This window comes from Peribacillus simplex NBRC 15720 = DSM 1321 (assembly GCF_002243645.1).
Taxonomy (GTDB): domain Bacteria; phylum Bacillota; class Bacilli; order Bacillales; family DSM-1321; genus Peribacillus; species Peribacillus simplex.
Genome location: NZ_CP017704.1, coordinates 4,464,077 through 4,491,065, shown reverse-complemented (window position 1 = coordinate 4,491,065; position 26,989 = coordinate 4,464,077). Strand labels below are relative to the sequence as shown.

The window sequence follows — 26,989 nt, the reverse complement described above, 5'->3', positions numbered from 1 at the left end:
GAATACAAAAATAAAATCCTATATACCTTCGAGCAGTGAGAACATCGGCAGCAAAACCGCCAAATAAATGGACACGATCAAAAGACCTATCAGTGAAAACATAAGAGGCTGAATGATTTTTAAGATTGCATTCATTCTCTCTTCAATTTTCTCCAGTATAAAACGACTGTAATGAAGTAGCTCCGCATCAAGTCTGCCGTATTTTTGACCATTTGCAGCGACCATCGGTAAATTCCCATCAAAATATGGGAGCTCCCGAAAAATCATTTCAAGTGATCTGCCCTCGATCAGATCATCCTTAATGATCGCGCATAGTTTTTGGTAAAAAGGCTGCTGTTGATTTATCGAGAATAATTTGATGCTATCGTTAATCGATAGCCCTCCGGAAAGTAAGCCACTGAATTGGCTAGCAAAAAAATAAGTTTCGTATAATTTGATGAAGGTCCCGAATATCGGAATTCCCATCAAAATCCTCCGTTGCCTTAATGGGCACAATCCGTTAAACCAAAATCGTTTGAATACATACAAGAATAGGAGCAATCCGAGTAAAAAGAAGGGGAGTGCTGGAAGAATGAATGTGAGGGCTGACATTAATCTCAAAAGTGTATGCTGATCGACATCCATCGTGAAATAGATTGTCTGGAATTTGGGAAGGAGAACACTCTGAAGAATATAAAAAACGATGCTTACAAAAAAGACTAAGAATATGGGATACAGCATTAACTTTTTTACTTTATCCATATCCTCGGTTCTTTTCTTCCAATATCGCCCTCCTTCTTTCAACGCCCGTTCCAGGCCGCCATATTGTTCTCCATAAAATATATAACTTACAAGCTGAGGATGAAAATTAAGATGGGTCAGAACCATGTGCAACGGGTAACCGTTCCTTAAATCGGCTTTAGCCTTAGTGAAGTCTTCCGCTTTCTTCTTTGATTCCTGAAACTCAAGAAAATGTAAAGCGTCCTCCAAAGGATAACCATGATTCAATAATTCACCTAGCTTCGAAATAAAGACCGCCTGCTCTTTTACCCTCCATTTACTTTTTGGTTTCATGGTATACCAGCCGTTCATATTCCTGAGAATCTACATAGCCCATCGCAACCGCTTTTCCGATTTCATCCTTCAATTGGCGGTAGCTGACCGTTGCCTTTCCCTTTTCATCTCCCATTATCCGGAGAACCTCAGCCAGGCTTTTTCCATATAGCAATTCATATACACTTGCCCTTTTATTCCTGGCAGTCATTTTGCAAGCTAAAGCACACTCCCCTTTACATGGAAGACATCGCAACTCAACCAGCCGCTGTGCTGTCACGCCAATCAAACTCTGTTCAACCTCAAGCAAGCTGACACCAAACTCCAGTAACCTGGAGATGGCGCCCTGGGCGTCCCTTGTATGCATGGTTGTAAGTATCAAATGACCTGTTAATGCGGCACGCACTGCGATTTTGGCTGTTTCTGCATCCCTGACTTCCCCAACCATGATGACGTCAGGGTCATGCCTTAGGACAGCTTTTAGACCGACAGAATACGTAATGCCCGCCTTTTCATTGATTTGGACTTGCAATACCTTTTGGGATACATTTTCAATGGGATCTTCAAGTGTAATAATATTTCGATTGATCATTTCATGGGCATGGTGAAGCAAGGAATAAAGTGTCGTGGTTTTTCCACTGCCGGTCGGACCGGTAAATATGAGCATGCCATGGGAATGCTTCAGGAGTGCAATCAATTTTTGAACGGTGTTTGGAAATAAGGATAACTGTTTGAGAGGAAGGATATTCTGTTGGGGTATTAAGCGGATGACCAAACTTTCGAGATGGGCAGTGGGTAAAGTGGAAAGGCGGAGTCCGACCACCTGGTTAGCTAAATTGATGGTGATGGCACCACTCTGGGGCCTCCTTTTCTCCCCTATATCCATCGAGGCAAGGAACTTCAAATGAGCGATCAGCCTTTCAGCTTCAAAGAATGATAATGTTTCCTGGGGAACAAGCTTATTGTCTATCCTAAATTGGATGAGAGGTCCCTCTCTGCGAAAAAAAATGTGGATATCCGATGCCGATTCCTGTACTGCACGGGTTAGTATTTTTTCTGCGGTCTTTTCAATCGATATCAATTCATTCATCACCTCCTATGTTTCTTGTTGTATAGATTCGACAATCCACGACAAATTCCTGCTTTAGAATAAAAAAATTCCCGAAAAAACTTCGAGAATCATCTCACATGCTCATTTTCAAATCAATCCTATGGGAAACCAAATTCCTTAATGCGTCTACATTATGACCAATCACAAGTTTTTCCCCGTGTATGAGGATGGGCCTTCTTAATAACTTCGGTTCTTTTGTTAATAATTGGATGACATCAGAAAGCATCATTTCGTCAATATTAACTTGTAAGTCTTTGTAAGCTTCACTTCTTGTTGCTAAGACTTCATCAAGTCCTTCCGATGTCAATTCAAGAATTCTTTTTAACTCTGCTACAGTTGGAGTCTCTCTGAATAAATGCCGCTCATCGAAGGAAACTTGATTGGCCCTTAACCATTTTTTTGTTTTGCGGCAAGATGTACAACTTGGATACGAAAAGAAAGTTAACTGTGCCATACTAATCACTCCCCGTTCACATTTTGTATACATTAATAATCTATATAACCATTGTATAATATTTGTACAATAAATGTATATATATTTGCTTTATAAAACGGTTTTAAATGTGAACTTTTTTTAAACTAAAGGGAGTTTGCCCTTTCTCTTATTCCATTTTTTTATGCCTGCATTATAATGAACATAGGAAAACTATGGAATAGCAGGAGGGTGTAATGGAACAAACGTTAAAAATAACAAACGTGTTAGCTGATCCCACCAGATATTATATATATCAGCATATTGTGAACAACCATGGTGATGTATCGGTACAGCAAATCGCCGATTCATTTAACATCCATCCAAATGTTGCCCGTCTACATTTGTCAAAACTTGAGGATATCGATATGTTGACATCGGATGCCCGAAAGACCGGGAAAGGCGGTCGCCCCAGCAGACTTTATCGATTATCCGATAAAGTCATTCAGCTTCATTTCCCAAATAGGAATTATCAGCTGCTTTCAAGGATTGCCATCCAGACGATGATGACATTAGGGGAACAAGGAAAACAGGCTTTTTATGAAACGGGAAAAGTATTCGGGGAGGAATTGATCAATCAGCAACTAGCCCTGAACTCGACGACGATCGATCGACTTGCTTTTGCGGAAAAAGTCAACATGCTTAAAAATGCGGCAACCATCGCAGGGGTATCTCCTGAAATACAAGCAAGCGAAGAAGAAAATAAAATATACTTCCGTATCTTCAATTGCCCGTTTAAGGAAGTTACTGAAGTGGAGCCAGGAACAATCTGCTCCATGCATAATTCATTTTTAAAAGGTATGTTCGAAGCCTTGTTTGAGAATGTCAATATTGTGGAATTAGAAAATATGATGTCCAATTGTGCAACATGCTCTTACCAGGCTTCGGTTCTCACATAGAAACAAAAGGCATCCTTTACATTACCTTACAATTTCATTTATAATTATTTAGAATGTACACGACTAGACATAAGGAGGGATTCGGGTGGAACGCATGTTCAGAGTATGTGGATTTTGGACAGGAATTATGGCAATTTTCTTTTATCTTGGCCATATGCATCAAACGTCTTTGCTTTTCTTTGCACAAACGATCTTTTTTGTACTTTTAAGTTATTTGAAATTATCTGAGCGCATGTATATTTATGTTTTCGGCGCCTATCTTACCGTTTTCTTTGCAGGATTTTCCTACTGGAGCGTATTTATGATGACTCCGGGTGCTGCGCATTAAGAACAAGCAATATTACATAACCCATGAATTTTGATTCATGGGTTTTTACTTGTCACCATTCAGGAAATATTCTTACATCTTCTGCTAAATTCTTCGATTGAAGCAACACTTTGAAATGTTCACTAAATCCCCCTGGAACGATTAGCCCCCGAATTGCACGATTACGCTTTGCCGTTTTCGAGAATGGATCAGTTCCTTGATGATCCTTCAATTCCTCTAATATCCCTGCTTTAAGCAAAAATTCATTTTGAAGAAAAAGCCCCTGAATGGAAAGATCCTTTCTTTTTCCAATCTCGATTAATGTGTCAAAATGGATATGTGTCGTCAAATCCATATCGCCAGGATACATAAGTGCATCTTTAATCATTTGATGCTGATAATAGCCCCTCAAGCTCCCTTGAAGATGAGCTGGCTCCTTCCATTCCTTATCGGTATAGCCATAATCAATTGTAAGGAGAATGCCCGATTCGATACAAGAAACGATCTTCTCATATTCACGGACCATTTTTAATGGAACTTCGTATCGTTGTTTTTCATTTAAGGTGATAGTTCGTTCTGTAAGGTAAGATAGAATGTCAGGGTTGTCCAAAGGTTCCCTCTCTTCTACCAAATCGCCTTCCTTTTCAGTGACGAATACCTCTACCAGGGCTCCCTTATACTTTTCAATGACATGTACAGGCAACGCGTCGAAAAGTTCATTTGAAAAAACGATTCCATTTACATTCGTCCATTTTTCTAAACTGGCAGCAGAAACTGCCTGTTTGAATATCCCTATACGTTCTTGCTGTATCTTTCTATGAAATGGACTGCCATCCACAAGGATATAAGTCAGAGAGTCCCATATCTGCGGTTCTATTTCTTTTATGAAAACGAGGATGTCATAAGCCAGCTTACCGTCCCCTGCGCCGACCTCGATGATTATTGGTGAAACTCCGCAACTTTTTATCAAATAAACGAACCATCTGGCCAGTGATCTCCCAAATGCATCCCCAACATTGCCAGACGTATAAAAATCCCCTCTTGTGCCAATCTTCTCTTTTGCGCGTGCATAGTAGCCTATATTTGGCGTATATAAAACAGCATCCATATAGTCATGATAGGAGATTCTTTTTTGGGGGCTGCCTGCAATCAATTCCTTCAAGTGATTTTTCAACACAATGCCTCCGTCTCCATGATCTTCCATCATATTAAAAATTAAACTACCCTTTTTCTTTATAAAACTAGGTGCGCTGACATGAATAAGTTTATTTATCGACAATCATACTCAAAACCAAATTTTAAAGTTCACAAAATTCCAAATTTTTAATCTCGCAGTCATAAGATTGCATCATTACAAAATGATGGTTTCCAACAATGTTAATATATGCAACTTACTTCAGAGCAGAATCAGAAAAGTCATGCACACTAGGGAAGACCCCGGTTTTATATTCAGTATAGTTCCGGAAATGAACCATTTCAATATTTTTACATAATTAAGAACTTAAAAAGCAGATGCCATATGGCACCTGCAAAAGTCATTATCTCAAAAAGGGATTAGTATTCTTTTCATCTAGAATGGTCGTGACAGGCCCATGACCAGGAAAAACGATAGCATCATCAGAAAGTGTCAGCAGCTTCGTTTCAATGCTATTTAACAGCACTGCCTCGCTTCCGCCTATTAAATCGGTTCTGCCAACGCTTCCTTGGAACAAGACGTCCCCTGAAAAGAGGAGACGTTGCTCCTTCGCATAATACGAAACGCTTCCTGGTGAGTGTCCGGGGGTTTCGAATACTTCGAAAGTGAATCCTCCAATAGTAAGCTCTTGCTCATTTGCCAGGATGTGATCGGCAGGCTTCATGCGCATTGGATTTTCTGGGAACCAGTTTTGGGAACCATTCAATGCGGGATCAAGTAGCCACTTGGCCTCTTTTTCATGAATATATGCAGGTATCCCATAATGATCTCGAATAGCATCAAGAGCACCGATATGGTCAAAATGTGCATGTGTCAATAAAATCGCCAAAGGCTTTAATTTTTTTGTTTGTATGTACTGTATGATTTTCTGTGGCTCTTCACCCGGATCGAAAATGATGCAATCCTGTCCATCGGAAACTATATAACAATTCGTTTGCAGCGGGCCTAGAGGAATTTGTGTCCATTTCATTTCCATCAACTCCAATATGATTTTCTATCTTCATCTTACACTAATTAAGCTGCTAATGTTAATCCAGATTACTCAAGTCATAGAAGTGTCACCTTTTAAACCTCGACAAATAATTGAAAAAATATTAAGATATTAACAAATGCAATCTTTTCTACATATTTTTGGTAGTTGCTTTATTCTCTGGGTATATTATTAGGGATTAGGTATTCATTACGAAAAAAGGGGGGTTTGACATGATATTAATGGTTGTTTTCGGACTTGTGGCTATTTTAGGAGTAGCAGCTGTGTTTACCTCATTAAAAAAGAGAAACTTCTTAGGATTCATTTTTGCAGCCGGCAGTGCAGTCGTGTTTGGCTGGTTCACTGTAATGACTGTCATCAACAGCGGTTTTCCTGTTGCCCATTGAAGAAAAAAGCTCGCCATCCGGCGAGCTTTTGTTTTAGGTCATCATGTTTGTTTGAACAATCTTTGTATTTGATGGGTTTTCATATCAATGATTTTCTCAAATTGATATCCATATAAGCAGAAGTTGCCATCAAGCGAACAGCTTAATGGTTCATTTTCCATGTCCTTCATCAATTCTTCTTGTGTGCCTTTTTCCCAATTAAATTTAGTTAAGGTAAACCTTCCCTCATATTGGTCCGCATCTTTTGATTCATTAGGAATAAACGTTATGAATTCCTTGTTTTTTTCAATGAAATCATAGGATGGAATCACCCAATCTGAAAAGCTTTTCAATAGTGGCACGGAAAAAGAGTAGATCGGCTTGTTTGTTTGATCATAAAATGCATATGTACCCCGATCTTTTTTTTCTGTCTCCACTTGGATCGTCATCAGCGCTTGTTTCATTTTTTTAAAGTGAATGACATCGAGCATAAGGCTGTCAGCTCCATCCTCATTCAGCGCTTTTTTTTCTAGGGGAGCCGTCAAAGCAGGTTCTTCCCTGTCCCAATCGAGAAACATCAATTCATTTTCACTTGCCCATTGAGCAAAGGGCTGCGGAAAGTCCAATGTTTCCATTGTTTGTTCATCTGGGTTCAACATATAACTGTTGTATGTCCAATCTTCATAAAAACTCGATAAAAACAACCGGCCATCTTTATATGAATTCCACTCATAAGCTAATTCATAGGCTGGTATCGCCACGGAATACAGTGGATTTCCCGTTTTATCAAGTATGGTGATTGATGCTTTACCCGAAGAGGTGAAGGACGATAACAAAATATGCGTACCAGATGGGCTGATCGATACTTCAGAAAACGCAAAAGCCGGCTGATAGAATATGGAAGTATCATTCGTTTCCAAATTCCATGCCATCAACTGGGATAATTCCTTACCATCCCGCTTCACAGAATATAAAATGGTTTTAGAATCCAGCCATCCAAAAATGGCTTCAATTTTTTCCGATTCTGCAGTCGGGACCTTTAAATTGCTTACTGAAGTTTCCAGGTTAGAATGGGAGTGTTCTTTTTCCGTATCATTTACGGGTTTACTAAGGTCCTTGGAAGGCTCACAAGCCGAGATAAGAAGGATAGTGGAGATAAATAATGGGACGAAACACAACATCTTACAAATGGAAAGCCGCATACAAAGTGCCGCTTTGGATACTTTAATCCCCACACACCTCCCACTTCAAAACTAAAACGCCTGGCATTTGTGAGCGAGACATTAGAAAGAGAGTAAGGAATAAACCAATCGAATCCTTACTCTGTTTCATTATAAAGGAAAAAAGAGAAAATGTGGCGGATAATAATCTTATATTTTTTTGGAAGTATATTCCTTAGAGGAAAGCATCACATATATAGACCTGCCATCAAAATCTTGACAGAATCTTTATATATACCAGGCAAGTGGGATAGCGGAAGCGGATTGATGCCCTTTCCCAGTTCGATTGTGAATCCGCCGCGTTTGAATTCCTGAATGAACCAATCTTTATACCCGGCATGGCTGTCCACGTATTGCACTGCCCGATATCCGCTGCGCTCCTCAAACTCCCTCGCAACATTCGCTGCCTGTTCAGGTTCATGTCCCTCATATCCCCAATAGAATTCTTTTCCCTGGGTGTGAAGTGCAAGCACTCTTTCAAAATTCCGTCTTATTGCCAGCTCCTTCATGGCCAATGCTTCTGGTTCTGATAACGCGGTCTCTCCTGGAAAATCTCTCGGGGCAGGGGATTTTGGAATCTTTCTACGCTTTTCAATCTCCCAATTGGCAGGATATTGATTATTCAGGTCTACACCGCGGATATTGGCTTTCCAAGCATAAAAGGCAGGATTACCATTATTTATTTTTAAAACATCAACCTTCCCCTCTGCCGCCTCCTCCCCCTTTAGGACAAGCTCGACTCCATCCGGATTCACCATTGGAACCATCGAAATGGTCATATCTCGATAGAAGGGCATACAATCCATTCCGCATAGTGTATGATCATTCGTTACTGCTAGAAGAAAATCATTAAACCATTTCATCAAAACCGCCGAAGTAATCCATTCATTGGCATGGAATGAACCGTTATAATGTATGATCTTATCACCTTGACCGATTCTGACCTCAAGGAGTTCTTTTCCCAACACACTCCTCCCGATCGATTCAACCTTAATAAAGGGATAATGAAAAGATAGAATATCAAGATCGTCAAGAAGTGATTGATATTCATAGGGCTTGTCGGTGACAATCATGGGATTCATCACCCGGACGGGTACGGAAAAAGGTTTTTGTCCATCTTGATTCATCAATAATATCCCATCGATGGGCAAGTGATATTGTAAAGCGATTTCGGCAAAGTCGATATCTAACCGGGACTCTTCCTGAACAATGTATCCAGGTATCTGTACTTCCACGCCATTTGGCAAAACACCGCCAGTAATGGCGGGATTGGCATCCTCAATCAAAATCTGAGGAATTTGGAACAATTGACTGTAATATGCCAAAGCATCCCCGCTTCTGCTCACAACTTTCATTCTGCTCCGCCCCTTTCATTGTTTTATCTTTATGAAGCGAAAGACAGAAAGATGTTCAGGAAGTCTCACGTGTTTCATAATTGTAATGGTACTGATTCTCCTGAAATAAACAAAAAAACCTGGATTGCACCAGGTTTCTTTTTCAATGTTGCTCATAAAATCGGAGCAAATCCCCGTAAATGATTTTGTCGGAGTAATCAAGCTCCTGTTTTGCCTTTTCCAAATACTTCTCACATGAATCCTTTTCAGTCGCCACTCCGGTCTTTTTATCATAGCAGGTATCCATCGTATAGAGATAATCCTTCGTGATGAAACTGCTATCGCGAAGAACGGTGAATTCTAATTTCTCTTCAGAAAATAGATCTTTGCCGAATTCGATATAATCATCATTTTCAATCCCCAATAAATGAAGGAGAGTCGGCCTTACATCAATTTGGCCGGAAACGGTGGAAATCGTTTTCCCTTCCTGCCCTGGGACATGTATGATGAGCGGGACACGCTGAAGTTGGATGGATTCGAAAGGCGTGATTTCCTTCCCAAGGAACTGGCTCATGGCAGAGTTGTGATTTTCCGAAATTCCATAATGATCTCCATATAGTACAATAATGGAATCCTCATATAATCCATCACGTTTCAAATCACCGATAAATCGTTCCAAGGCTTCATCCGTATAACGTACGGTCGGAAAATACTGATTCAATGTTTTGGAATTCGAATCGTATGGTTCCAATGTACGGTCTTCTTCATTCAAAGTGAATGGAAAATGATTGGTTAACGTTATGAACTTGGCATAAAAAGGCTCAGGCATCCTCTTCAAGTGAGAAATTGATTGCTTGAAGAACGATTTATCATTCAAACCCCAATTGATGGAATTCCCTTCAGAAATTTTGTATTCATCACTATCATAAAACCGTTGGTACCCAAGAGAATCGTACATTATGTCACGATTCCAAAAGCTCTTATTATTGGCATGCAAGGAAGCCGTATAGTAACCTTTTTCCGTTAAGATTTCGGGGGTAGCTTTGTATTCATTTTGAGCATGAGTGAAAAATACTGCACCTCTACCTAAAGGATAGAGGGAATTCTCAATAATGAATTCTGAATCAGATGTTTTCCCCTGGCCAGTTTGGTGATAAAAGTTATTGAAATAATAGCTCTCTTTAATGAATTGGTTCAGAAAAGGAGTGATTTCTTCACCGTTGACAGTTTTATTGATGACAAAGCTTTGAGTGGATTCCAATGATACAAGAATCACATTTTTGCCTTTTGCCAGACCATAAAGGTCATCATTAACCTCTTTTTGATTGGCACGGACATAATTTTCAATTTCCGACAATTCACTGCCATCTGCAAGGGCACGTTGAGCTGATGATTTCGTCTGTAATATTGCATCATAGAGGTGATAATGGTACGTACCGATATTCTTAACGAGGATTTCACGGTCAAACGTTCTTGTCAGGAGTTCAGGACGCGCCGCTTCCGCTAAAGCTAAGTTAAAAAATGTCACTCCTAAAGTCATTAACAAAAAGAATTTACGGTCTTGTGGATTGTATCGACTTTCTTGGAATGTTTTTGGTTTGTATTTCAGCAGAAGCATCAAGAACAGGATATCGGCAAAATACAAAAAGTCACTCAGATTGATCAATTCATGTACACTGCTTCCAAGGTCGTTCATATTGCTCGTTTGAAAAAGAACGGGAATGGTTAAAAAGTCATTGAAAAAGCGAAAAAAAACAAGGTTGGCAAAGAGGACGAAGGTGATGAAAAAACTCATGATCAATAAGTATGCTGTCCTTCTATTTTCTTTTAAAAATATATTAACGCCAAGAGTAAGTAAAAGGAAACTGACAGGATTGATGAATAGTATGAACTCCTGGATCCAATTATCAATATCTATCTCAAAACTTGTTTTATAAGCAATATATGTTTTAAGCCAAAGTGAAATTAATACGACCCAAAACAATGAATATCCCTGTTTTTTGAAGACCCTTTTCAAATCCTGGTCCCTCCTCATCGAAGAAGCGCTGGAGCTATTGATCCAGAGCGCCTCAATCATGGGTCATGGTTCTCTCCCCCTATACAAAAGCAGGAACGATAGCCCCCACCCCTCAAAACGGGGAACTTTTTGAAGATTCCATCTTTTTTTCTTATAACCCTATTTGCCACAGGGCAGCAAGGGATCACGTATTCAGTTGGCTTTTAATGAGCCAGGCTGCACCTATTACCCCTGCATCATTGCCTAGTGTGGCCAGGCTGATTTTCGTTGATTTACTTACCCGTTTGAATGCATACTTTCCGAAGGCAGAACGGACAGGATCAAGCAAAATGTCTCCCGCTTGTGAAACGCCCCCACCAATGACTATTTTATCTGGATTCATGACATTCCCAACATGTGATAGTGCCAGCCCCAAGTAATTGCCTACCTTATCCACCACAGCTTTGGACAAAGGATCACCTGCTGCAGCGCATTGGAATAACAGTTTGGAAGTTACCGCATTTCCCTCTTCGACTTTCTGCTGAAGCATTGACTTTTCATCGGCGGCATTCAAGGCTTCTAAAGCCATACGGACGATTCCCGTTGCCGAAGCAACCGTTTCCAAACAACCAGTCTTGCCGCAATTGCATGGTGCCCCTCCGTCCGTTACGACCGTTATATGCCCTACTTCTCCAGCAGCCCCACTGGTACCATGCACGATTTGCCCATTATGGATGATCCCGCCGCCTACACCCGTTCCTAGAGTTATACAAACGAGGTCTTTGGCACCATTACCGGCACCTTTCCACATTTCTCCCAAAGCTGCCATATTGGCATCATTATCGATAACTGCTGGAAGAGATGTCTCCACCTCCAATAAATCTTTTAACGGATAGTCCTTCCAGCCAAGATTGACGGCTTCATATATGGAACCGTTAACAAATTTCACAGGGCCGGGAGCCCCCATACCTATCCCTACTATCTTACTCTTCGGTTCATTAAGTTCCACGAGCTTCGCATCAATCGCTTTGGCTATGTTAATCGTAATGAATTTTCCCTTTTCGGAGATGTCCGTGCTGATTTCCCATTTATGAATAATCTCTCCGTATAAATTGATCAGAGCAAGTTTGGTAGTTGTACCGCCTAAATCCACACCCATAAGCCACTTTTCCATCATTCTCACCCTTTTTATCAATTTTTTCTCTGTTTTTCCCTTTCAAGAGACAATTGCTGCCTAATTAAAAGGATCGCCATTTGATAATCTTTCGTATCCATCATCTGCATACGGTGGATTTCCCTTATTTCGGCTTCCATCAGTTCAAGCTCGGCTAAGCGATCACCAATATAGATAAATGTACCGAATCTTTTCAAGTATTGTTGAAGATCATAATATGTTTTCATAGTAAACCTCTTTACTCTTTTCTATATGAAAGTATATCGAATCAGCCTCTTTGTAACAAGCGCCCATTACCCCTTTTGATAATTTCCCCCATCCCCCTCATACATGTCCAACTGTATTCATATGATGAAATATCAAGATTGTGGACTCTTTCGATTTGATTTGACAGCTTCATGTTTTAAAACCATTCATCACGCGTGAAAACGGAGGGGAAAAATGAAAGTACAATTGAAGTATACCGTCTTTTTGGTCTTAACCACCATTTTTGTCATCCTTTATTTATCAAATCATAAACAGACAGAGGAAACCATCATTTTTTTTCCCATCGATTCCTCGCTCCATTTTGAACATGCTTCCACCCACCTGACTCCGAAGGGTACCGGGGATTCCACCTATACTATTACTTGGAGGGTGGACTCTTCGTTGGACCGGTCTGCTTACTTACGTCAGGACGTATCGCTTTTATACAAAAATGGAAAATTAGCAGGAGCTTTAAAAAATTGGCGCCAAAATAAACAAGACCTCTCTCAAAAAGCGAAATCTAAAGAATCCGAGAGTGGGCGCTATGAAGCGGTAACGTTTCATTATGCCGAGGTTCATCCGAGTGACACAATTTTCACCAGTGCCCAGCAGCTAAGTAAAGATAAACTCTATACAGTAACAACACCGGCTTTTCAATTTTTCCACCGCCCCCTTTCAGAAGAACAGATTCAATGGAAAAAAACGCTGGACGGCTTGACAGATCAAACGGTTCGAAATGGTTTGGAGAAAGCCGGTCAAGCATTTCAGGTTAATCTGGATCAGTACAAAATCATCTCTTTAACAGATCTGCCCTCAAAGAAAAATCAATGGCTTGCTGCCTTCCCCCAATTCAAACGGGAAGAAATTGTAGGAAAACTGTGGGAAGGACTTTACAAAAATTATGTGTTGGGAATAAAAAAGGAGGATGGATCCACTGTGAGTCCACAAGGTAGCACCATCCCCCTATTGCTTATGGCGAAGAATCAAAGTGAAATACTTGTCTTGTTTACCCTGAAAGACGGTACCCCAATCATGCTGCGTCAAAAGTTATAGTTGCTTTTCAATTTCTGCCAGCAGTTTAGTGTAAGACTTATTATCCGGGGCAAGCTCAATAGCCTTATCAGCTTGCTCCTTAGCTTGATCGAATGAATCAAGTTTCATGTAAACTAAGGCAAGATTGTAATGGGCTTCATGCAAATCCGGATTACTTTCAATCGCTTTTTCATAATAATCCCTAGCTTTGTGAATGTCCTCTTTATCAAAAGATAAATTTCCTAGCATAAAAAGCGATAGCGGTGCATCAGGATTTGCATCAACATAATTGAGTAGCATCTCTTCCGCTTTATCCTCTTCATCATCATCAATATACTTTTGCGCCACCATGGCCATGGTATTATCATCGATGGCTGCACTTTCCTGATGATTAAAACCAAATTGAAGCAGGGCATAGGTCAGTATTGCCGTCCCTAACAGAAAAGCCAGCTGCCGAAAGATATTCTTGGATTTTGGCAGATGGACCACGCCTGCAGCCAAGAACCCCCCGATCAAACCTCCAATATGTCCTGCATTGTCAATTCCCGAAACGGTGAAACCGTATATTAAGTTAATGATGATCAATACGATCACCGATGAACCCATCGAGCGCATGAATAATTTCGGATAGACGATGCCAAAGTACAGAAGTGCCCCAAAACAGCCAAAAATGGCTCCGCTCGCTCCTGCGGAAAGATTCGGAGTCATGATGAAGCTGCCTAGAGTTCCAGCGAAACCAGCGAATATATAGATGAAAAGGAACCTGGCATTACCGTAAATCCTTTCAACTTCAGCACCGATCAAATACAATGAAAATGTATTCATCAGTAAATGAATGAACCCAATATGGACGATCATCGGTGTAAAGAACCGCCACCATTCCCCTTGTATGATATAAGGGGAAAATTTAGCGCCAAACTCAATCAAAGTTTTGGAATTGGTGCTGCCCCCATTAAACTCCATCAAGATGAACACAGCTATTTGTATCGCCATGAATATATATGTAAAGAATGGCTTATTGGCATTTTGAAATACCTTCTGCTCAGCCTTAGCCTTTTTGACTGACTCAGAGATGGCATCCTTCTTTACTGCGAGAACCTTTTCCTCATCTATTTCATTTTCTTCAAGAATTTGAATTGAAAGTGGTTTTTTCAAAACATGTTCAAGGTTTTGCAACGAATCATGAAAGTTTTCACAAGTTAGAAGAAACGTGTTAACATTCGTTTTATTAAAGGAGGCCACCCGTGAACTAAAGTCATGATCATCCACCGGGGCGAATTTACTAACATAGATACTTAATATGTTTATGGGCTTTTTGTATAATTTCCTTCTGATTCTTTCCCCATTCTGCAATGTTCGGTCGATATCGCGTTTCAGCCAATTAGCCCAATCCAAATCATGTCGAATGAGTCTTATGACTGGAAACTCCTTATTCTTATCGCTCTCAAGCCAAATCTCCTGATGGTTTTCCGTGACAGTGATCATTCGATAATCATAATGGGCAGACAACTCCCTTATGGTTTCCCAAAACAAATAATCCTCTTTAAATCCCAATGCCTTCCCCACTTTCCAATGAAACTTAAGCTTCTAAAATTCCTGTTTCTTTAATTAAAACTATAGACGAAATCCTGTAAAAAGTAAAAAAGGAGACTGTTTAAAATCCACTCTCCCCAAATCCTTATAAATAAAAAAGGAACCCCTGATCAGGTTCCTTTTTAAAATGCCGGCATCCTCATTTGGTCTGAGTGAACATGCTTTGCATCATTTTATCCCTGAACATTGGCATATCCAAGGATTTAGTCACTAGAAATCTTCTCAGTATGCCGTTGGACAGCGCAACATTTATCAGGCGGTACCGGTTTTGGTAACCTGCATAAACAACTAAACCAACCAAGAAGATTTGAATAATTAATCGAAGCATAACAATCCCTCCTATCAATAGTTTGATACAGGACAGGATTTTTATGAGCTAAAAGTGATAAATAATTAACTTCTTCTTAATGGGCGTACGTGCGTATAACCCTGGATGGGGTAATGAGTTTGCCGACCGCAATATCATGTACCTCTATCGGGAGTTCATCCATTAACTGAAGCTCGTATGTAAGGGCCAATGTATCTCCTCGGTAATAAGATAGGAAACGGTCATAATATCCCCCTCCAAAGCCTAGGCGATACCCTTCCTTGGTAAAAGCAAGACCGGGTACGATCAATGCATCTAATTCCTCTTTGCGGGCCTTGGCTGTTTCAGCCACTGGTTCTAGCAATCCGTAATAAACAGACTCCAGCTGATTGAAGGACGAAATTTTTTTGAATTCCATTGTCTTTTTTTCAGGATCACATTTTGGTACAGCCACTTCTTTTCCTTCACTCCATGCTTGTTCGATGATTCGTACTGTTGGAACTTCAGGCGGGATGGAGATGGTGATGCCAATTGTTTCAGCTTTTTTCCATTCCTCCAGGGAAAATAAGTTTTCAGCGATTCTGTTCGATAGTTCTTCATGTTCCTTTTTAGACAGCTCCATTAAACGGGACCTAACTTCTTTGCGGAGCTTATTCTTGTTTTCTCTCATCTTTTCCGACTCCTTTAGTCTACTTCTATCATTATCTCATAATATTTGCTCATTTACGAAAATACGGTGTCGGTAATCGCTGAATCATTAGTGCATTCTGAAAATATTCACTAAAGGAAAGAGAGAACGAAGAAATTAAAAAAATGCATAAAAAAAAACAACAGGAAAAATCCTGTTGCTTACTTTGTTTCACGGTGAGTCGTGCTGCGTTTTTCTCTTGAGCAGTATTTTTTAAGCTCAAGACGGTCTGGATTGTTACGTTTATTTTTTTTAGAAATATAGTTACGGTCTCCACATTCAGTGCAAGCTAATGTAATATTTACGCGCATTGTGTATTTCCCTCCAAACATATTGACTTTTTCACATAGGACTTTTCTATAATAGCATTATTCAATGCGAATTGCTAGTATGTTTTTTGGGAAATCCAACATTAACTTTTTTGAATTCTTAAATGTTTACGTTTTGCATCGTCAGGAGGAGCTGATTATTTATAACTTTCGCTTCTTCTTTCGTTTCAGCATGAATGACCCAAGCCACAGCTTCCACACATTCTTTCGGTAAAATTTCCGTCTCTAACGTAAACACGCTGGTAACTTCACCTTTGGCGAGCGGTGAATAAGCAAGGAGCCCTTCTTTCAATGATTTGAAGCATCCCTCTTGATAAAGGCTTCCCTTACCTTGAATGCAATATTGAGCGATGCTCTTTCCTTTCACCAATCCACCCAATAAAGCAATCGATTGAGGGGCTACATGTAAAATCGCCCGTTCATTCGGGCTGTAAAAAGCGACCGCCTGCCTTTCGAAAGCGTTTTCATAGTGAAAAAACACTTTAGGGCGCTTAATCTCGAATGAGGTATTCCTGATCGTGAACTTCGAAAAGGTCACCTGCCCTTGGGTATATGTTTGTGAAAGTGTCCGGATCTCTCCATTAGGATGACTCATCATATCTTCCTCAGGATACCAATCAAAACTCTCATCCATCCATAACCCTGCCTTTAATCCTTTACGAAATATATCCTGGTTATCCTGCGGCATATACGCGAATAGCGAATTCATAATAATCATCCCTTCCCCTTCTTTATCCTTATATAACTTATCGTTAGGCGCTGACAGTGAAACTATCCACTTTAGAATCTGCACACCATTTTAGGTTCGTATATTTTTAACTATTCAAAATATTTAGTTTTTTCGATTTATTCTATCTTTATGTTAGCACTGAATTGGCTGATGGACAATATACACATTTTGTCGAATTTTATGTATGTTATCTCTCAAAGGCTTTTTTCCCATTTTAATGCCTAATTTTTTTTCTTCAACGACGGTCATTAGGCTTTTCGACAATATTTGAAAAAAAACAGACAATAAATGAAGTATACGGCCCACTTTCGAAAATATAAAAATATGAAAATCTCCAATTTTATTAAAATATGTGTAAAATATAAATATATTGTCGAAAATTATCTTTTGAGGTGAAAACATGGAAACGCTTATCATCCTTCTTTTTTCATTAGCGATCGTCCTTCTCATCATTTCCTTTTTCGGTAAAGATAAAGTTGCAAAATTAGAAGAAGATTTAGAACAGATGACACTAACGTATACACAGGATATCTACCAATTAAAGAAGAAGGTGAAGATTCTTGAAGAGGAATTCGTTATCCAGGACGACCCTGTTCCCCCTGTAAAGAATAAATCAACTGTCAATTCCAATGATATCGAACCTATTCATGAAATTCTAAAAAGCCAGGTTCTATCTTTATATAGTCAAGGTCTTTCGTTGGACCAGATCGCTAGACAATCCTCGTTAACGAAGGAACAAACCATTTCAGTGATCGAGCAGCAAAGATTGCGGGGTGAATGAGAATGAACAAAGCAAGACTGCAAGGTCTTTCCGCCGGTATCATTTTTACAACAACAATCTTTGCTGGCTTTTATTATGGCACCGGATTATTCGAAGGCGCCACTCCTACTACGGAGGAAGCTAAGGAATTGCTCGTGAAGCAGGGATTCGTCGTTACTCTTCCTATGAAGGAAGCTAAAAAGACCGTCCAACCAAAGGATCCGGATAAAGATTTAATGGAGGAAGAGGCTTCAAAAAAAGATCCCTCCATTGTCTCCTATACAATTAAAGTGAAAACGAATATGACCACAACCGAAATTGCCGATAGCCTTTCCAAGGAAAAAATCATCGATGAGGCTGCTGAATTTGAAGCTTACATGAATGACCATGATTTCTCAAAAAAAATACAAATCGGCGAGTTTGTTGTTACGAATAATATGACATATAGACAATTGGCCAATACTTTGACCCATTAATGAATAAGAGAGACTTTTAAATGGACCATGTCCGAGAAAAAGCCTCTCTTTTTTCAATTAGGATGGGTTCATTCATTCCTACTGATATATCTCCCTCTTACCAGGAAGTAAATATTCTCTGCGATATTCGTTGTATGGTCCGCTGTCCTTTCCAAATATCGAGCAATTAAGGAAAGCTGTGTAACCTGCTGAAGGTTTTTTTCATCTGAAAGGCGAAGGAGACTTCGGATCATATCTCCATAAAAGCGATCAACCTCATCATCCATTTCAATGATTTCTCTTGAAAGAACAACATCTTCCTTCTCAAATGCTTCTATTGAAAGTTGAATCATCTTTAATGTAATATCATGCATCTGCTTTAATGGTGTTAAAGGCAGGATAAATGGCTGGTCACCGATTCGGATGGCTGATTTAGCGATATTCACACCAAAGTCCGCCATCCTTTCAATATCCGAGGCGATTTTTATTGCAGCTATGATACGCCTTAAATCAATCGCAACCGGCTGCTGCTTAGCAATCAGTAAAATCGCAAAGTCATTAATTTCCTCTTCCAGTAAATCAGCTATTGTATCATCATCAATAACTTCAAGAGCATCATCTACATTATTGTTTTCTAGTGCGGCATATGATTTCGATATAGCACCTGAAGCTAAATTAGCCAATTTCACGATTTTCTCCTTTAGCTCTTTCAATTGAAGCTCGAAATTTTCACGAACGATCATTATCGCATCTCCCTTTCTCTTTAACCGAAGCGCCCGGTAATGTAATCTTCTGTTCTTTTATCATTCGGATTAGAGAAGATGGTGTTTGTATCAGAATATTCGATGACTTCCCCATTTAAGAAGAAGGCCGTTCTATCAGAGATACGTGCAGCCTGCTGCATGTTATGGGTAACGATGATGATGCTGAAATCCTTTTTCAGTTCTTGAACCAGTTCTTCTATTTTCAAAGTGGATATCGGATCAAGGGCAGAAGTCGGTTCATCCATTAAAATGACATCTGGTTCGATTGCCAAACATCTGGCAATACAAAGGCGCTGTTGCTGTCCACCTGAAAGTCCATATGCATTTTCATGCAGACGGTCTTTCACTTCATCCCAAATGGCTGCCCCTTTTAAACTCTTTTCAACGATCTCATCAAGAATTTTTTTATTTTTAATTCCATGGATCTTTGGTCCGTATACAACATTTTCATAAATTGATTTAGGAAAGGGATTAGGCTTTTGGAAGACCATCCCCACCTGTGTCCTTAAATCTTCCACCTTATAGGACTGATCGAGGATATTTCTGTTCCTATATTTTATCTGGCCTGTCGTTTTCACATCCGGGACTAGCTCAATCATTCGGTTCAATGTTTTGATGTATGTGGATTTCCCACATCCTGAAGGCCCGATGATGGCGGTCACTTCATTCTGATGCATATCCAGATTAATATTTTTCAAAGCATGGTTTTCTCCATACCATAAATTGAGATTGGATGTTTCATACACCTTTTCCGTCACGGCAGCTGATCCGACATTTTCGAACCCGATTGCCGGTGACTCTTCTTCTCTCGTTAAGGTCATATTCATGCTTCCTTCCTCCTATCAGTATCTTTTCTGGAATTTATTTCGAATTATAACCGCTATTGAATTCATGATTATTAACAGGATGAGTAATACGATGATTCCCGCGGCAGCAACCTGCTGGAATTCCTCCTGCGGACGAGATGTCCAATTATAGATTTGCATTGGCAGCACTGTAAATGTATCCATGACCGATTGTGGTAAAAAGGCGATGAACATTGGTATGCCAACCACCACCAATGGCGCCGTTTCACCGATTGCCCGTGACAAAGCAAGTATTCCTCCAGTTAAAATGCCAGGTATTGCAGCCGGAAGGACCACTTTCAATATGGTTTGCCACTTTGTTGCACCCATTCCAAATGAAGCTTCCCTTAAATCACGAGGTACGGCACGTATGGCCTCTTGGGCAGCTACTATGATGACCGGGAGAACGAGCAGGCTCATCGTCAAGCCTGCTGCCAATATGGACCGGTCCAAGGCTAGAGCACGAACGAAAACCGTTAAGCCCAGCAGTCCAAATACTATTGACGGGACACCTGCCAGATTGGAAATATTCACTTTGATAAAAGTGGTGATCCAATTCTTCCTGGCATATTCCTCTAAATAAATGGCCGTTCCAACACCAAGCAGCAGAGAAACTGGAGCCACGACTACCATCAACCATATTGAACCGATCAGTGCTGCTTTTATACCAGCCTCTTCAGGTTTCCTGGAAGCGAAATTCTGAAGGAAATCCCCATTCAGACTGCCAATTCCTTGAGTGAATATCCGATAAAATAAGATGGCCAATACGAGGAGGCCAACCAATGTTGCCAAGAAGAATAATCCTTTACAAATCGTGTTAACAGCCAGCCTAGCAGGCATTTTTTTCGCAACATGACTTTTGTTTATCAGTTTCATGTCTTAATATTCCTCCCTGAACTTGCGAGAGATGAACTGCGCCAGTAAATTCATGACAAGCGTAAAGACGAACAGTGTCATTCCAACCGCATATATGCTGTAGTAAATCGTTGTCCCGTACCCTGCATCCCCCGAACTGACCTGAACGATATAAGCGGTCATCGTTTGAATCGATGAAGTGACATCCATGCTCATATTTGGGGTCGAGCCACCGGCAACGCTCACAATCATGGTTTCCCCAATCGCTCTGGATAAAGCAAGAACGATGGATGCCACAATTCCTGAAATGGCTGCTGGCAATACCACTTTAATTGTCGTTTCGAGTTTCGTTGCTCCTAAAGCATACGCACCTTCGCGAATCGACTTAGGTACCGATACAAGGGCATCTTCCGATAATGAGGCTATCATCGGCATGATCATGATACCTACAACGATCCCGGGACTTAGAGCATTGAACATGTCAAGGGAAGGAAATAAATCCCGCAAAACCGGTGTTACAAAAGTTAAGGCAAAAAAGCCGTAAACGATAGTAGGAATCCCAGCTAAAACTTCTAAAATCGGCTTAATGATTCTCCGTGTTTTCTCTGATGCATATTCACTCAAGAAAATGGCTGTTGCAAGCCCTACTGGAACTGCAACCACCGCTGCTATGACTGTTATCTTCAACGTTCCAACGATAAGGGGCATAATCCCATAGGAAGGTGTAGATGCAAATGGCAGCCATTTAGCTTCTGTAAAAAATTCGACGATAGATACTCTGTCAAAAAAGATAAATGTTTCAAAAATAAGCGTCAAGATGATCCCGATTGTAGTAAAAACGGAAATTGCCGCCGTAAGGAACAAAAGCTTAGGTATTACTTTTTCCATATTTATTTTTTTCTTACTTTTCTTTTCCAGGATCATTTGCTGTACAGAATAGGTTTCTGTTTTTCTAAGTTCCAACTTGCATCCTCCATTTCAGACACGCAATATTTGGATTTACAAGCTGTTACCCCCGCCTTAATCGAGTCAAGGCGGGATATCAGTAGCCTGTAATATCGTTTATTTTTCCAGTTCTTTTAATTTATCAAGATCTTTCTGGTACTCTTCTTCCGGCAGGCTGATATAACCCACTTCTTCTGCAAGCTCTCCTGCATTTTCAATGACGAATTGAGTATAATCTGCGACTTGTTCTTTTTCAGCTACCGACTTATTAGCTACATATGTGTAAAGTGGACGTGACAATGGTGCATACTCCCCACTTTTAATCGTTTCATGTGTTGGCTCTACAGCACCTTTGCCGTTGTCGATGGAAATGATTTTTAACTTATCTTTATTTTCAGAGTAGTAGGCATAACCGAAGAATCCAATCGCATTTTTATCACCTTCTACACCTTGTACAAGAACGTTATCATCTTCTGAAAGCGTAGCATTTTCCACCATCGGTTTTTCTTCAAGGATCACTTCATTGAAATAATCATATGTGCCTGAATCTGTTCCCGGAGAGTAGAATTTAATTTCTTCCTTCGGCCATTCAGGACGTATATCAGACCATTTCTTCACCTTTCCATTATCAACCCACAGTTTTTGAAGCTCTTCGACTGTTAGTGAATCGATGAATTCATTATCTTTATTGGCGACGATTGAAATACCGTCAAATGCCAGTTTCAATTCTGTATATTTAACTCCATTTTCATCAAGTAAGGCACTTTCTTCTTCTTTGACCGGGCGGGATGCATTGGCTAGGTCTGTATCACCAGCGATGAATTTCTTGAATCCCCCACCTGTTCCTGACGATCCCACTGAAACCTTCACATCAGGCTGTGTACCCATATATTCTTCTGCAACTGCCTCCATGATCGGAAAGACCGTTGAAGAACCATCCGTAATAACTTCGCCCTGCAGTTGGCCAGATCCTTTTCCTTCACTGCTGCTTGTCTTAGTGTCATCGGATCCACAACCCGCCGCTACTGCAATTACTCCACCCATTACTGCGGTCATAGCCATAAATTTGAAACGTCTCATTTGTAAATCCCCCTAAGAATTTTATATGATTATTTTGTCCTACTCTCACATCATACGTTCAGACTGTAAATTCCGTTTAAAGCGTTTGTAAATATTCAGTAAATAATTGTGATTTATTTGTAAAGACGAAAAAACTGTACTGATCTCGTTCTTAAAATGCAAAAAAAACACGTTTTCGGTTTTACCCAAAAACGTGTTTTAACCTTTTATTCATTTTCTTGACTTTCCCTAACTTCAGCCTGGTCCTTTTGAACGTCTTTACCATTCTCCACTTTCAAATCAGTCGAGGTTTCGGTATTTTCCTTCTTAGCCCGTTCTTTTTTCAGTTCGAAATAAGTATCCATAATTTCTTCACCTATCTCTTTACTCATGCTGTGGCCCGAATGTCCTTGATAAGCCCACGGGACAACAACAGCAAAAGCAACTTCCGGATTTTTAGCAGGGGCATAGCCGACCAACGTGATATTCATCGTATCTTGAGGTTCGCTATAATCCGCTCGGTTCGGACCATCATAGAACGCTTGCGCCGTTCCGGTTTTAGCCGCTACCGTATATGACTTATTCCCAAAGTAAGTATAAGCTGTTCCGCCTTGTTCCATCGAAACTTTCTCGAAACCGCTCTGCACACGTTCTATCCATTCTTCCTTCATCTCAAGACGATTAAGGACAGTTGGTGAAACGTCTTCCGCAACAGGACCCAATTCCTCATTATTATCAACAGGATCACGGATTTCCTTAACCATATGCGGCTTCATGCGGTTACCGCCATTTGCAATGGCTGAAACATACTGCACAAGCTGCATCGGTGTGTACGTATCGTACTGTCCGATAGCGAGGTCAAGTAGCTTACCTGGTGACGTTTCCGAACCTTTGAATCCACTCATTTCATTCGGGAGGTCGATCCCCGTTCGGACACCCAAGCCAAACTGGGCAAATGAATTACGCATGGTTGAAAAGGCGCTTGAACTTATATTTAATGGTTCGTTCGGAACATATTTTGCACCTGCAATATTAATTGCCGTTCTGAACATATAAACGTTCGAGGATACTTTCAATGCGGTCAAATCATTAATGTTCCCGAAGTTACTATATGAGCCTTTTTCCTTTGTACCCTTAATCTTCAGCTTCGTATCATAAAAGTATGTACCTGGCTGAATGGCTCCTTGCTGATAACCAGTCAAAACAGTTGCGCCTTTTACTGAGGAGCCCATTGTATAGGAAGTCGTGATATTTCCTAATGCGAAGTCCTCAATCGAGGATTTCCCCGTTTTTGGGTCCTTCTCATATTTCTTCCCAGCCATCGTTAATACTTCCCCTGTATCGGGATCCATCATGACGACAAAGGCCCTGTCCAAGAATTTGGTGTTACCCATTTTTTTCTTGGCAATCAATTGCTTTTCAATGATTTCCTCTGTTGCAAGCTGTAAATCCATATCAACTGTCAATATAAGATCTTTTCCTCGCGAACCTTCAGTAATCACTTCGGAATCGACAACATTTCCTGATTTATCGGTCACATTCCTTACTTTCGCTTTCTGCCCTTGGAGGATATCCTCATATTGCGCCTCAATATAACTCTTACCTACACGGTCATTCCGGCTGTAATCACGTGCAAGGTAGTAGTTCAGGCTTTCACTAGGCAACCCCTCTTCAGATGAAGAAACTTTACCTAATACAGATTTAAGTGTTTTATTATATGTATAAAAACGATCCCAATCTGTTGATATATCGACCCCAGGAAGCGAATCAAGGTTTTCACTCACTTTGGCGAATTCTTCTTTTGTTACTTTCTTGTTTTTCACAATTTGCGGGGTAAGGGCATATCCGCTTGCAAATTCCCTATATATAGCAAGGACTTCCAGATCTTTTTCCGAAAGCTTCATTTCGTCTAAAGTAATCCGATCAAGCTGAAGCTTATACAAATCACTTTCTTCCATCTCGCCCTCTTCCACTTTTTTCCGCTCTTTATCCGTAATCTTTTTCTCGGCCAACTTTGGATTATTTAAAATCCAAAAATCCTTTTTATCGCGCTCAGTCACTTTATTTGTTTCTTTATCGATCAACTTCGCGAGTTTCTCAGCCGTCTCCACCATTTCTGTTTGTTTCGTACCTTGCTTTCGTGTATATGTAATTGCATCCAGTGGTTGGTTATCGACCATCAGTTTTAAATTACGGTCATACATTTTCCCACGGGGCACCGAATTATTCACGGTCACTTCCTCTGTTCTTTCAATCTCACGCCGGTAATCATCACCATAAACAATCTGAACAACACCCAAGCGTAAAATTAAAGCGGAAAACAAAACAAACACTAAAAAGAAAAGAATATTCAATCTGAAAGGCACATGCGTCTTTTTCTTTTTCTTTTTATTCACACTAAGCCACACATCCTTTTTACATAGTCATAATAGTCCTATACTATTCTATAGAACATTTATATTTTTTTCTACCTTAGTGTTCTAGAAATATTAAACATCTAACGAACTTAACATAAAAAGTGACTTACGGCTCATAAATCCTAAAACCGTAAGTCATGTATATTGAAAAGAGGCCTCCAAGGCCTCTTTTCAATCTTGGTCAATGATATCGATTTTCCGTACAAACCAATATATCACGGTATGCCCTGCACCGACGATTAACAGATAAATCGGCAGTAATTGCTTTAGGTCGAAAAACATGACGGAAAGTATGAATCCTGATATGGATACAATCCTTCCAATATGAACGAACAGTTCCCGGACAACGATATATTCAATCCTCATTTCCGCTGCTTTCCAAGCGCGGCCTATAATGTCATAAGTCAATGATATATAAGGGACCAAAAGAATAGGATAAGCGGTAGCGACGATTGCCCCATAAATGAGAAGCTTCCCGAATGTGATATCAAATGCAATCAATAAGACCCCTGCATACAACAGGATTCCTCCAATAAGAATCGCTTTTTTTCGCATCGGCTGTTTTATATATCGTGAAGCAAAAAAATACGCAACGAATGATATGGCCGAATTTAACAGACCATAGCTCCCTAAGGCAAGTTCACTATCCGTCTGAATGAAAACGATAATCGAAATGATGAACATGAATGTGCCCTCTCGTATCCCTTGAAAAAAGTGAGCACGAGTGATCAAGAGCCAATTCCGATTATTTTTCCGTTCCTGCAATATCCGAAGGAAACAGTATCTGCCATGCGCTGGACGTCTTTTTAACGAAAAGCTAAGAAACACCGCAACGGAAAACAATAGCAAAGACAATCCGAATACAATGGAATATCCCGTGAATTTTTCAAGCCTCGAAATGATGAACCCTGAAAGAATCGGACCGACCATTCCCCCAAGTGATGATAAAATCCCTAAGAAACCATTGAAGAAATCCCTTGTTTCCGGTTCAGTTATCTCAAAAGTCAATACATTATAGGCAAGCCAATAAAACCCATAACCGATTCCTAACAGTCCTCCAAGCAACCAAAGGAAATCCGTTGCCCGTGTGCCGACCAATAGGACTGATAAATAAAATAGGGCCAAAAAGATAACACCCAGACGCAAAACAATGATTCGATCAACCTTTTTCGCCAGCCTGCCAGCAAAGACAAAAGTAAGCGGTTGAAAAAGCACCACGGTTAGATTATATACGGCAATATCAACAATTTGACCGGATTGTTTCCACAAGTACACATTAACGAATGTATTGGATAAAGCAATACTTAGGCTGTACAGCCCGCCAATAAACAAAAGGAGGTGCAGATCCTTCTTCCCTCCCGCTTCACCCAACCATCTCTCTAAAATACCCATTGTTTTAACTCTCCTTTAAATTCCACTCTAGTGTTTGAAAAAACAAAAGAATTTATGTGAAAAAAGGTAAAGAAAACTCTTCGACTGGCGAAGACAGAGAAGTAGTTGCACTTACACTGGTTTCCTTAAGAGCTTTCCTTTTATATCAAAATCAGTGTAAAGAAAACTCTTCGACTGGCGAGACAGAATGGCGAAGACAGAGAAGTAGTTGCACTTACACTGGTTTCCTTAAAGCTCTTCCTTTTACATCAAGAACAGTATAAAGAAAACTCTTTGACTGGCGAGACAGAATGGCGAAGACAGAGAAGTAGTTGCACTTACACTGGTTTCCTTAAGAGTTTTCCTTTTAAATCAAGATCAGTGTAAAGAAAACTCTTCGACTGGCGAAGACAGAGAAGTAGTTGCACTTATACTGGTTTCATAAAAGCCATATAAAAGAAACAAAAAAAGACGGGCTCCCCTGAAAAGAGGATTCC

At 40.2% G+C, this 26,989-nt stretch carries 28 protein-coding genes; 6 read left to right on the top strand and 22 right to left on the bottom strand.

Translation table 11 applies throughout. The features are described from left to right. Window positions 1-18 precede the first annotated feature (18 nt). From comGB to BS1321_RS21680, 3 genes are all read right to left on the bottom strand, one after another. Window positions 19-1,053, bottom strand: coding sequence for a competence type IV pilus assembly protein ComGB (gene comGB, locus BS1321_RS21690; RefSeq protein ID WP_063233062.1), 1,035 nt, complete (start codon window positions 1,051-1,053; stop codon window positions 19-21). Next, a complete protein-coding gene (gene comGA, locus BS1321_RS21685; protein WP_411836501.1) occupies window positions 1,037-2,122 on the bottom strand; it encodes a competence type IV pilus ATPase ComGA in 1,086 nt (361 codons plus the stop codon). The genes comGB and comGA overlap by 17 nt, the downstream gene beginning before the upstream one ends. A gap of 94 nt (window positions 2,123-2,216) precedes the next feature. Then, entirely contained in the window at window positions 2,217-2,597 is a 381-nt protein-coding gene (locus tag BS1321_RS21680) for a Spx/MgsR family RNA polymerase-binding regulatory protein (RefSeq protein ID WP_063233061.1), read from the bottom strand. 215 nt (window positions 2,598-2,812) lie between these two features. Here BS1321_RS21680 and BS1321_RS21675 point away from each other — a divergent pair, with 215 nt between their 5' ends. Further along, window positions 2,813-3,514 (top strand): helix-turn-helix transcriptional regulator, encoded by a 702-nt coding sequence (locus tag BS1321_RS21675; RefSeq protein WP_063233060.1) that lies wholly within the window; start codon window positions 2,813-2,815, stop codon window positions 3,512-3,514. Between the two features lie 85 nt (window positions 3,515-3,599). Next, window positions 3,600-3,842, top strand: coding sequence for a DUF2626 domain-containing protein (locus BS1321_RS21670; protein ID WP_034308393.1), 243 nt, complete (start codon window positions 3,600-3,602; stop codon window positions 3,840-3,842). 52 nt (window positions 3,843-3,894) lie between these two features. Here BS1321_RS21670 and BS1321_RS21665 read toward each other — a convergent pair whose 3' ends face one another. Together BS1321_RS21665 and BS1321_RS21660 are read right to left on the bottom strand one after the other, a co-directional pair. Then, window positions 3,895-4,995 (bottom strand): class I SAM-dependent methyltransferase, encoded by a 1,101-nt coding sequence (locus tag BS1321_RS21665; protein ID WP_063233176.1) that lies wholly within the window; start codon window positions 4,993-4,995, stop codon window positions 3,895-3,897. Between the two features lie 364 nt (window positions 4,996-5,359). Continuing rightward, window positions 5,360-5,986, bottom strand: coding sequence for an MBL fold metallo-hydrolase (locus BS1321_RS21660; RefSeq protein WP_063233059.1), 627 nt, complete (start codon window positions 5,984-5,986; stop codon window positions 5,360-5,362). A 233-nt stretch (window positions 5,987-6,219) separates the two neighbouring features. Between BS1321_RS21660 and BS1321_RS21655 the strand changes: the two genes are divergently transcribed. Beyond that, entirely contained in the window at window positions 6,220-6,393 is a 174-nt protein-coding gene (locus BS1321_RS21655; protein ID WP_034308396.1) for a DUF2759 domain-containing protein, read from the top strand. A gap of 41 nt (window positions 6,394-6,434) precedes the next feature. Here the strand turns inward: BS1321_RS21655 and BS1321_RS21650 are convergent, their stop codons facing one another. From BS1321_RS21650 to BS1321_RS21630, 5 genes are all read right to left on the bottom strand, one after another. Further along, window positions 6,435-7,607, bottom strand: a complete 1,173-nt coding sequence (locus BS1321_RS21650) for a YqgU-like beta propeller domain-containing protein (protein ID WP_063233058.1) — start codon at window positions 7,605-7,607, stop codon at window positions 6,435-6,437. A gap of 173 nt (window positions 7,608-7,780) precedes the next feature. Beyond that, window positions 7,781-8,947, bottom strand: coding sequence for a M14 family metallopeptidase (locus BS1321_RS21645; RefSeq protein ID WP_063233057.1), 1,167 nt, complete (start codon window positions 8,945-8,947; stop codon window positions 7,781-7,783). 142 nt (window positions 8,948-9,089) lie between these two features. Then, entirely contained in the window at window positions 9,090-10,943 is a 1,854-nt protein-coding gene (locus BS1321_RS21640; protein WP_411836500.1) for an LTA synthase family protein, read from the bottom strand. A 184-nt stretch (window positions 10,944-11,127) separates the two neighbouring features. Then, entirely contained in the window at window positions 11,128-12,099 is a 972-nt protein-coding gene (locus BS1321_RS21635; protein WP_063233056.1) for an ROK family glucokinase, read from the bottom strand. A 14-nt stretch (window positions 12,100-12,113) separates the two neighbouring features. Beyond that, window positions 12,114-12,323 (bottom strand): YqgQ family protein, encoded by a 210-nt coding sequence (locus BS1321_RS21630; protein WP_063233055.1) that lies wholly within the window; start codon window positions 12,321-12,323, stop codon window positions 12,114-12,116. A 214-nt stretch (window positions 12,324-12,537) separates the two neighbouring features. On the opposite strand from BS1321_RS21630, the gene BS1321_RS21625 reads away from it, so the two are divergent. Continuing rightward, window positions 12,538-13,395, top strand: a complete 858-nt coding sequence (locus BS1321_RS21625; protein ID WP_063233054.1) for a hypothetical protein — start codon at window positions 12,538-12,540, stop codon at window positions 13,393-13,395. Here the strand turns inward: BS1321_RS21625 and BS1321_RS21620 are convergent. The 5 genes from BS1321_RS21620 to BS1321_RS21600 all read right to left on the bottom strand — a co-directional run bounded on the left by BS1321_RS21620 (window position 13,390) and on the right by BS1321_RS21600 (window position 17,009). Beyond that, window positions 13,390-14,928, bottom strand: coding sequence for a rhomboid family intramembrane serine protease (locus BS1321_RS21620; protein WP_063233053.1), 1,539 nt, complete (start codon window positions 14,926-14,928; stop codon window positions 13,390-13,392). The genes BS1321_RS21625 and BS1321_RS21620 overlap by 6 nt on opposite strands. Window positions 14,929-15,106: 178 nt before the next feature. Beyond that, complete coding sequence (locus tag BS1321_RS21615; protein ID WP_063233052.1) at window positions 15,107-15,295, bottom strand: hypothetical protein; 189 nt, start codon at window positions 15,293-15,295, stop codon at window positions 15,107-15,109. 76 nt (window positions 15,296-15,371) lie between these two features. Beyond that, window positions 15,372-15,944, bottom strand: a complete 573-nt coding sequence (locus tag BS1321_RS21610) for a 5-formyltetrahydrofolate cyclo-ligase (RefSeq protein ID WP_063233051.1) — start codon at window positions 15,942-15,944, stop codon at window positions 15,372-15,374. A gap of 179 nt (window positions 15,945-16,123) precedes the next feature. Further along, window positions 16,124-16,273, bottom strand: coding sequence for a 50S ribosomal protein L33 (gene rpmG / locus BS1321_RS21605; RefSeq protein ID WP_028391797.1), 150 nt, complete (start codon window positions 16,271-16,273; stop codon window positions 16,124-16,126). A gap of 118 nt (window positions 16,274-16,391) precedes the next feature. Continuing rightward, the gene (locus BS1321_RS21600) at window positions 16,392-17,009 is read right to left on the bottom strand and encodes a hypothetical protein (protein WP_063233050.1); all 618 of its coding nucleotides are present in this window, start codon (window positions 17,007-17,009) and stop codon (window positions 16,392-16,394) included. A gap of 412 nt (window positions 17,010-17,421) precedes the next feature. On the opposite strand from BS1321_RS21600, the gene BS1321_RS21590 reads away from it, so the two are divergent. Continuing rightward, window positions 17,422-17,802 (top strand): hypothetical protein, encoded by a 381-nt coding sequence (locus BS1321_RS21590; protein ID WP_063233048.1) that lies wholly within the window; start codon window positions 17,422-17,424, stop codon window positions 17,800-17,802. Window positions 17,803-17,804: 2 nt separating this feature from the next. After that, window positions 17,805-18,257 carry an endolytic transglycosylase MltG gene (locus BS1321_RS21585; RefSeq protein ID WP_063233047.1) on the top strand — a complete coding sequence of 151 codons (453 nt, stop codon included), beginning with the start codon at window positions 17,805-17,807 and terminating at the stop codon, window positions 18,255-18,257. Window positions 18,258-18,325: 68 nt separating this feature from the next. Here BS1321_RS21585 and phoU read toward each other — a convergent pair whose 3' ends face one another. From phoU to BS1321_RS21550, 7 genes are all read right to left on the bottom strand, one after another. Beyond that, entirely contained in the window at window positions 18,326-18,979 is a 654-nt protein-coding gene (gene phoU / locus BS1321_RS21580) for a phosphate signaling complex protein PhoU (protein ID WP_063233046.1), read from the bottom strand. A gap of 20 nt (window positions 18,980-18,999) precedes the next feature. Further along, a complete protein-coding gene (gene pstB, locus BS1321_RS21575) occupies window positions 19,000-19,827 on the bottom strand; it encodes a phosphate ABC transporter ATP-binding protein PstB (protein ID WP_081112900.1) in 828 nt (275 codons plus the stop codon). 15 nt (window positions 19,828-19,842) lie between these two features. After that, entirely contained in the window at window positions 19,843-20,721 is an 879-nt protein-coding gene (gene pstA, locus BS1321_RS21570) for a phosphate ABC transporter permease PstA (protein ID WP_063233045.1), read from the bottom strand. A gap of 3 nt (window positions 20,722-20,724) precedes the next feature. Then, window positions 20,725-21,624 carry a phosphate ABC transporter permease subunit PstC gene (gene pstC / locus BS1321_RS21565; protein WP_054400661.1) on the bottom strand — a complete coding sequence of 300 codons (900 nt, stop codon included), beginning with the start codon at window positions 21,622-21,624 and terminating at the stop codon, window positions 20,725-20,727. A gap of 138 nt (window positions 21,625-21,762) precedes the next feature. Continuing rightward, window positions 21,763-22,725, bottom strand: a complete 963-nt coding sequence (locus tag BS1321_RS21560) for a PstS family phosphate ABC transporter substrate-binding protein (RefSeq protein ID WP_063233044.1) — start codon at window positions 22,723-22,725, stop codon at window positions 21,763-21,765. A gap of 206 nt (window positions 22,726-22,931) precedes the next feature. Further along, window positions 22,932-25,100, bottom strand: coding sequence for a peptidoglycan D,D-transpeptidase FtsI family protein (locus BS1321_RS21555; protein ID WP_063233043.1), 2,169 nt, complete (start codon window positions 25,098-25,100; stop codon window positions 22,932-22,934). A 192-nt stretch (window positions 25,101-25,292) separates the two neighbouring features. Then, window positions 25,293-26,513: an MFS transporter gene (locus tag BS1321_RS21550; RefSeq protein WP_063233042.1), complete on the bottom strand. Its 1,221-nt coding sequence runs from the start codon at window positions 26,511-26,513 to the stop codon at window positions 25,293-25,295. Window positions 26,514-26,989: the final 476 nt, after the last annotated feature.

Bases quoted from the DNA above. Each gene is read 5' to 3' on its own strand.
- BS1321_RS21675 (WP_063233060.1), top strand. From the start codon at position 2,813: ATGGAACAAACGTTAAAAATAACAAACGTGTTAGCTGATCCCACCAGA.
- BS1321_RS21625 (WP_063233054.1), top strand. From the start codon at position 12,538: ATGAAAGTACAATTGAAGTATACCGTCTTTTTGGTCTTAACCACCATT.
- BS1321_RS21560 (WP_063233044.1), bottom strand. From the start codon at position 22,725: ATGAGACGTTTCAAATTTATGGCTATGACCGCAGTAATGGGTGGAGTA.
- BS1321_RS21590 (WP_063233048.1), top strand. From the start codon at position 17,422: ATGGAAACGCTTATCATCCTTCTTTTTTCATTAGCGATCGTCCTTCTC.
- pstB (WP_081112900.1), bottom strand. From the start codon at position 19,827: ATGAATATGACCTTAACGAGAGAAGAAGAGTCACCGGCAATCGGGTTC.
- phoU (WP_063233046.1), bottom strand. From the start codon at position 18,979: ATGATCGTTCGTGAAAATTTCGAGCTTCAATTGAAAGAGCTAAAGGAG.
- BS1321_RS21615 (WP_063233052.1), bottom strand. From the start codon at position 15,295: ATGCTTCGATTAATTATTCAAATCTTCTTGGTTGGTTTAGTTGTTTAT.
- pstC (WP_054400661.1), bottom strand. From the start codon at position 21,624: ATGATCCTGGAAAAGAAAAGTAAGAAAAAAATAAATATGGAAAAAGTA.
- BS1321_RS21600 (WP_063233050.1), bottom strand. From the start codon at position 17,009: ATGATTATTATGAATTCGCTATTCGCGTATATGCCGCAGGATAACCAG.
- pstA (WP_063233045.1), bottom strand. From the start codon at position 20,721: ATGAAACTGATAAACAAAAGTCATGTTGCGAAAAAAATGCCTGCTAGG.
- BS1321_RS21585 (WP_063233047.1), top strand. From the start codon at position 17,805: ATGAACAAAGCAAGACTGCAAGGTCTTTCCGCCGGTATCATTTTTACA.
- BS1321_RS21655 (WP_034308396.1), top strand. From the start codon at position 6,220: ATGATATTAATGGTTGTTTTCGGACTTGTGGCTATTTTAGGAGTAGCA.
- BS1321_RS21660 (WP_063233059.1), bottom strand. From the start codon at position 5,986: ATGAAATGGACACAAATTCCTCTAGGCCCGCTGCAAACGAATTGTTAT.
- BS1321_RS21680 (WP_063233061.1), bottom strand. From the start codon at position 2,597: ATGGCACAGTTAACTTTCTTTTCGTATCCAAGTTGTACATCTTGCCGC.
- comGA (WP_411836501.1), bottom strand. From the start codon at position 2,122: ATGAATGAATTGATATCGATTGAAAAGACCGCAGAAAAAATACTAACC.
- BS1321_RS21610 (WP_063233051.1), bottom strand. From the start codon at position 15,944: ATGAGAGAAAACAAGAATAAGCTCCGCAAAGAAGTTAGGTCCCGTTTA.
- rpmG (WP_028391797.1), bottom strand. From the start codon at position 16,273: ATGCGCGTAAATATTACATTAGCTTGCACTGAATGTGGAGACCGTAAC.
- BS1321_RS21550 (WP_063233042.1), bottom strand. From the start codon at position 26,513: ATGGGTATTTTAGAGAGATGGTTGGGTGAAGCGGGAGGGAAGAAGGAT.
- BS1321_RS21635 (WP_063233056.1), bottom strand. From the start codon at position 12,099: ATGATGGAAAAGTGGCTTATGGGTGTGGATTTAGGCGGTACAACTACC.
- comGB (WP_063233062.1), bottom strand. From the start codon at position 1,053: ATGAAACCAAAAAGTAAATGGAGGGTAAAAGAGCAGGCGGTCTTTATT.
- BS1321_RS21645 (WP_063233057.1), bottom strand. From the start codon at position 8,947: ATGAAAGTTGTGAGCAGAAGCGGGGATGCTTTGGCATATTACAGTCAA.
- BS1321_RS21630 (WP_063233055.1), bottom strand. From the start codon at position 12,323: ATGAAAACATATTATGATCTTCAACAATACTTGAAAAGATTCGGTACA.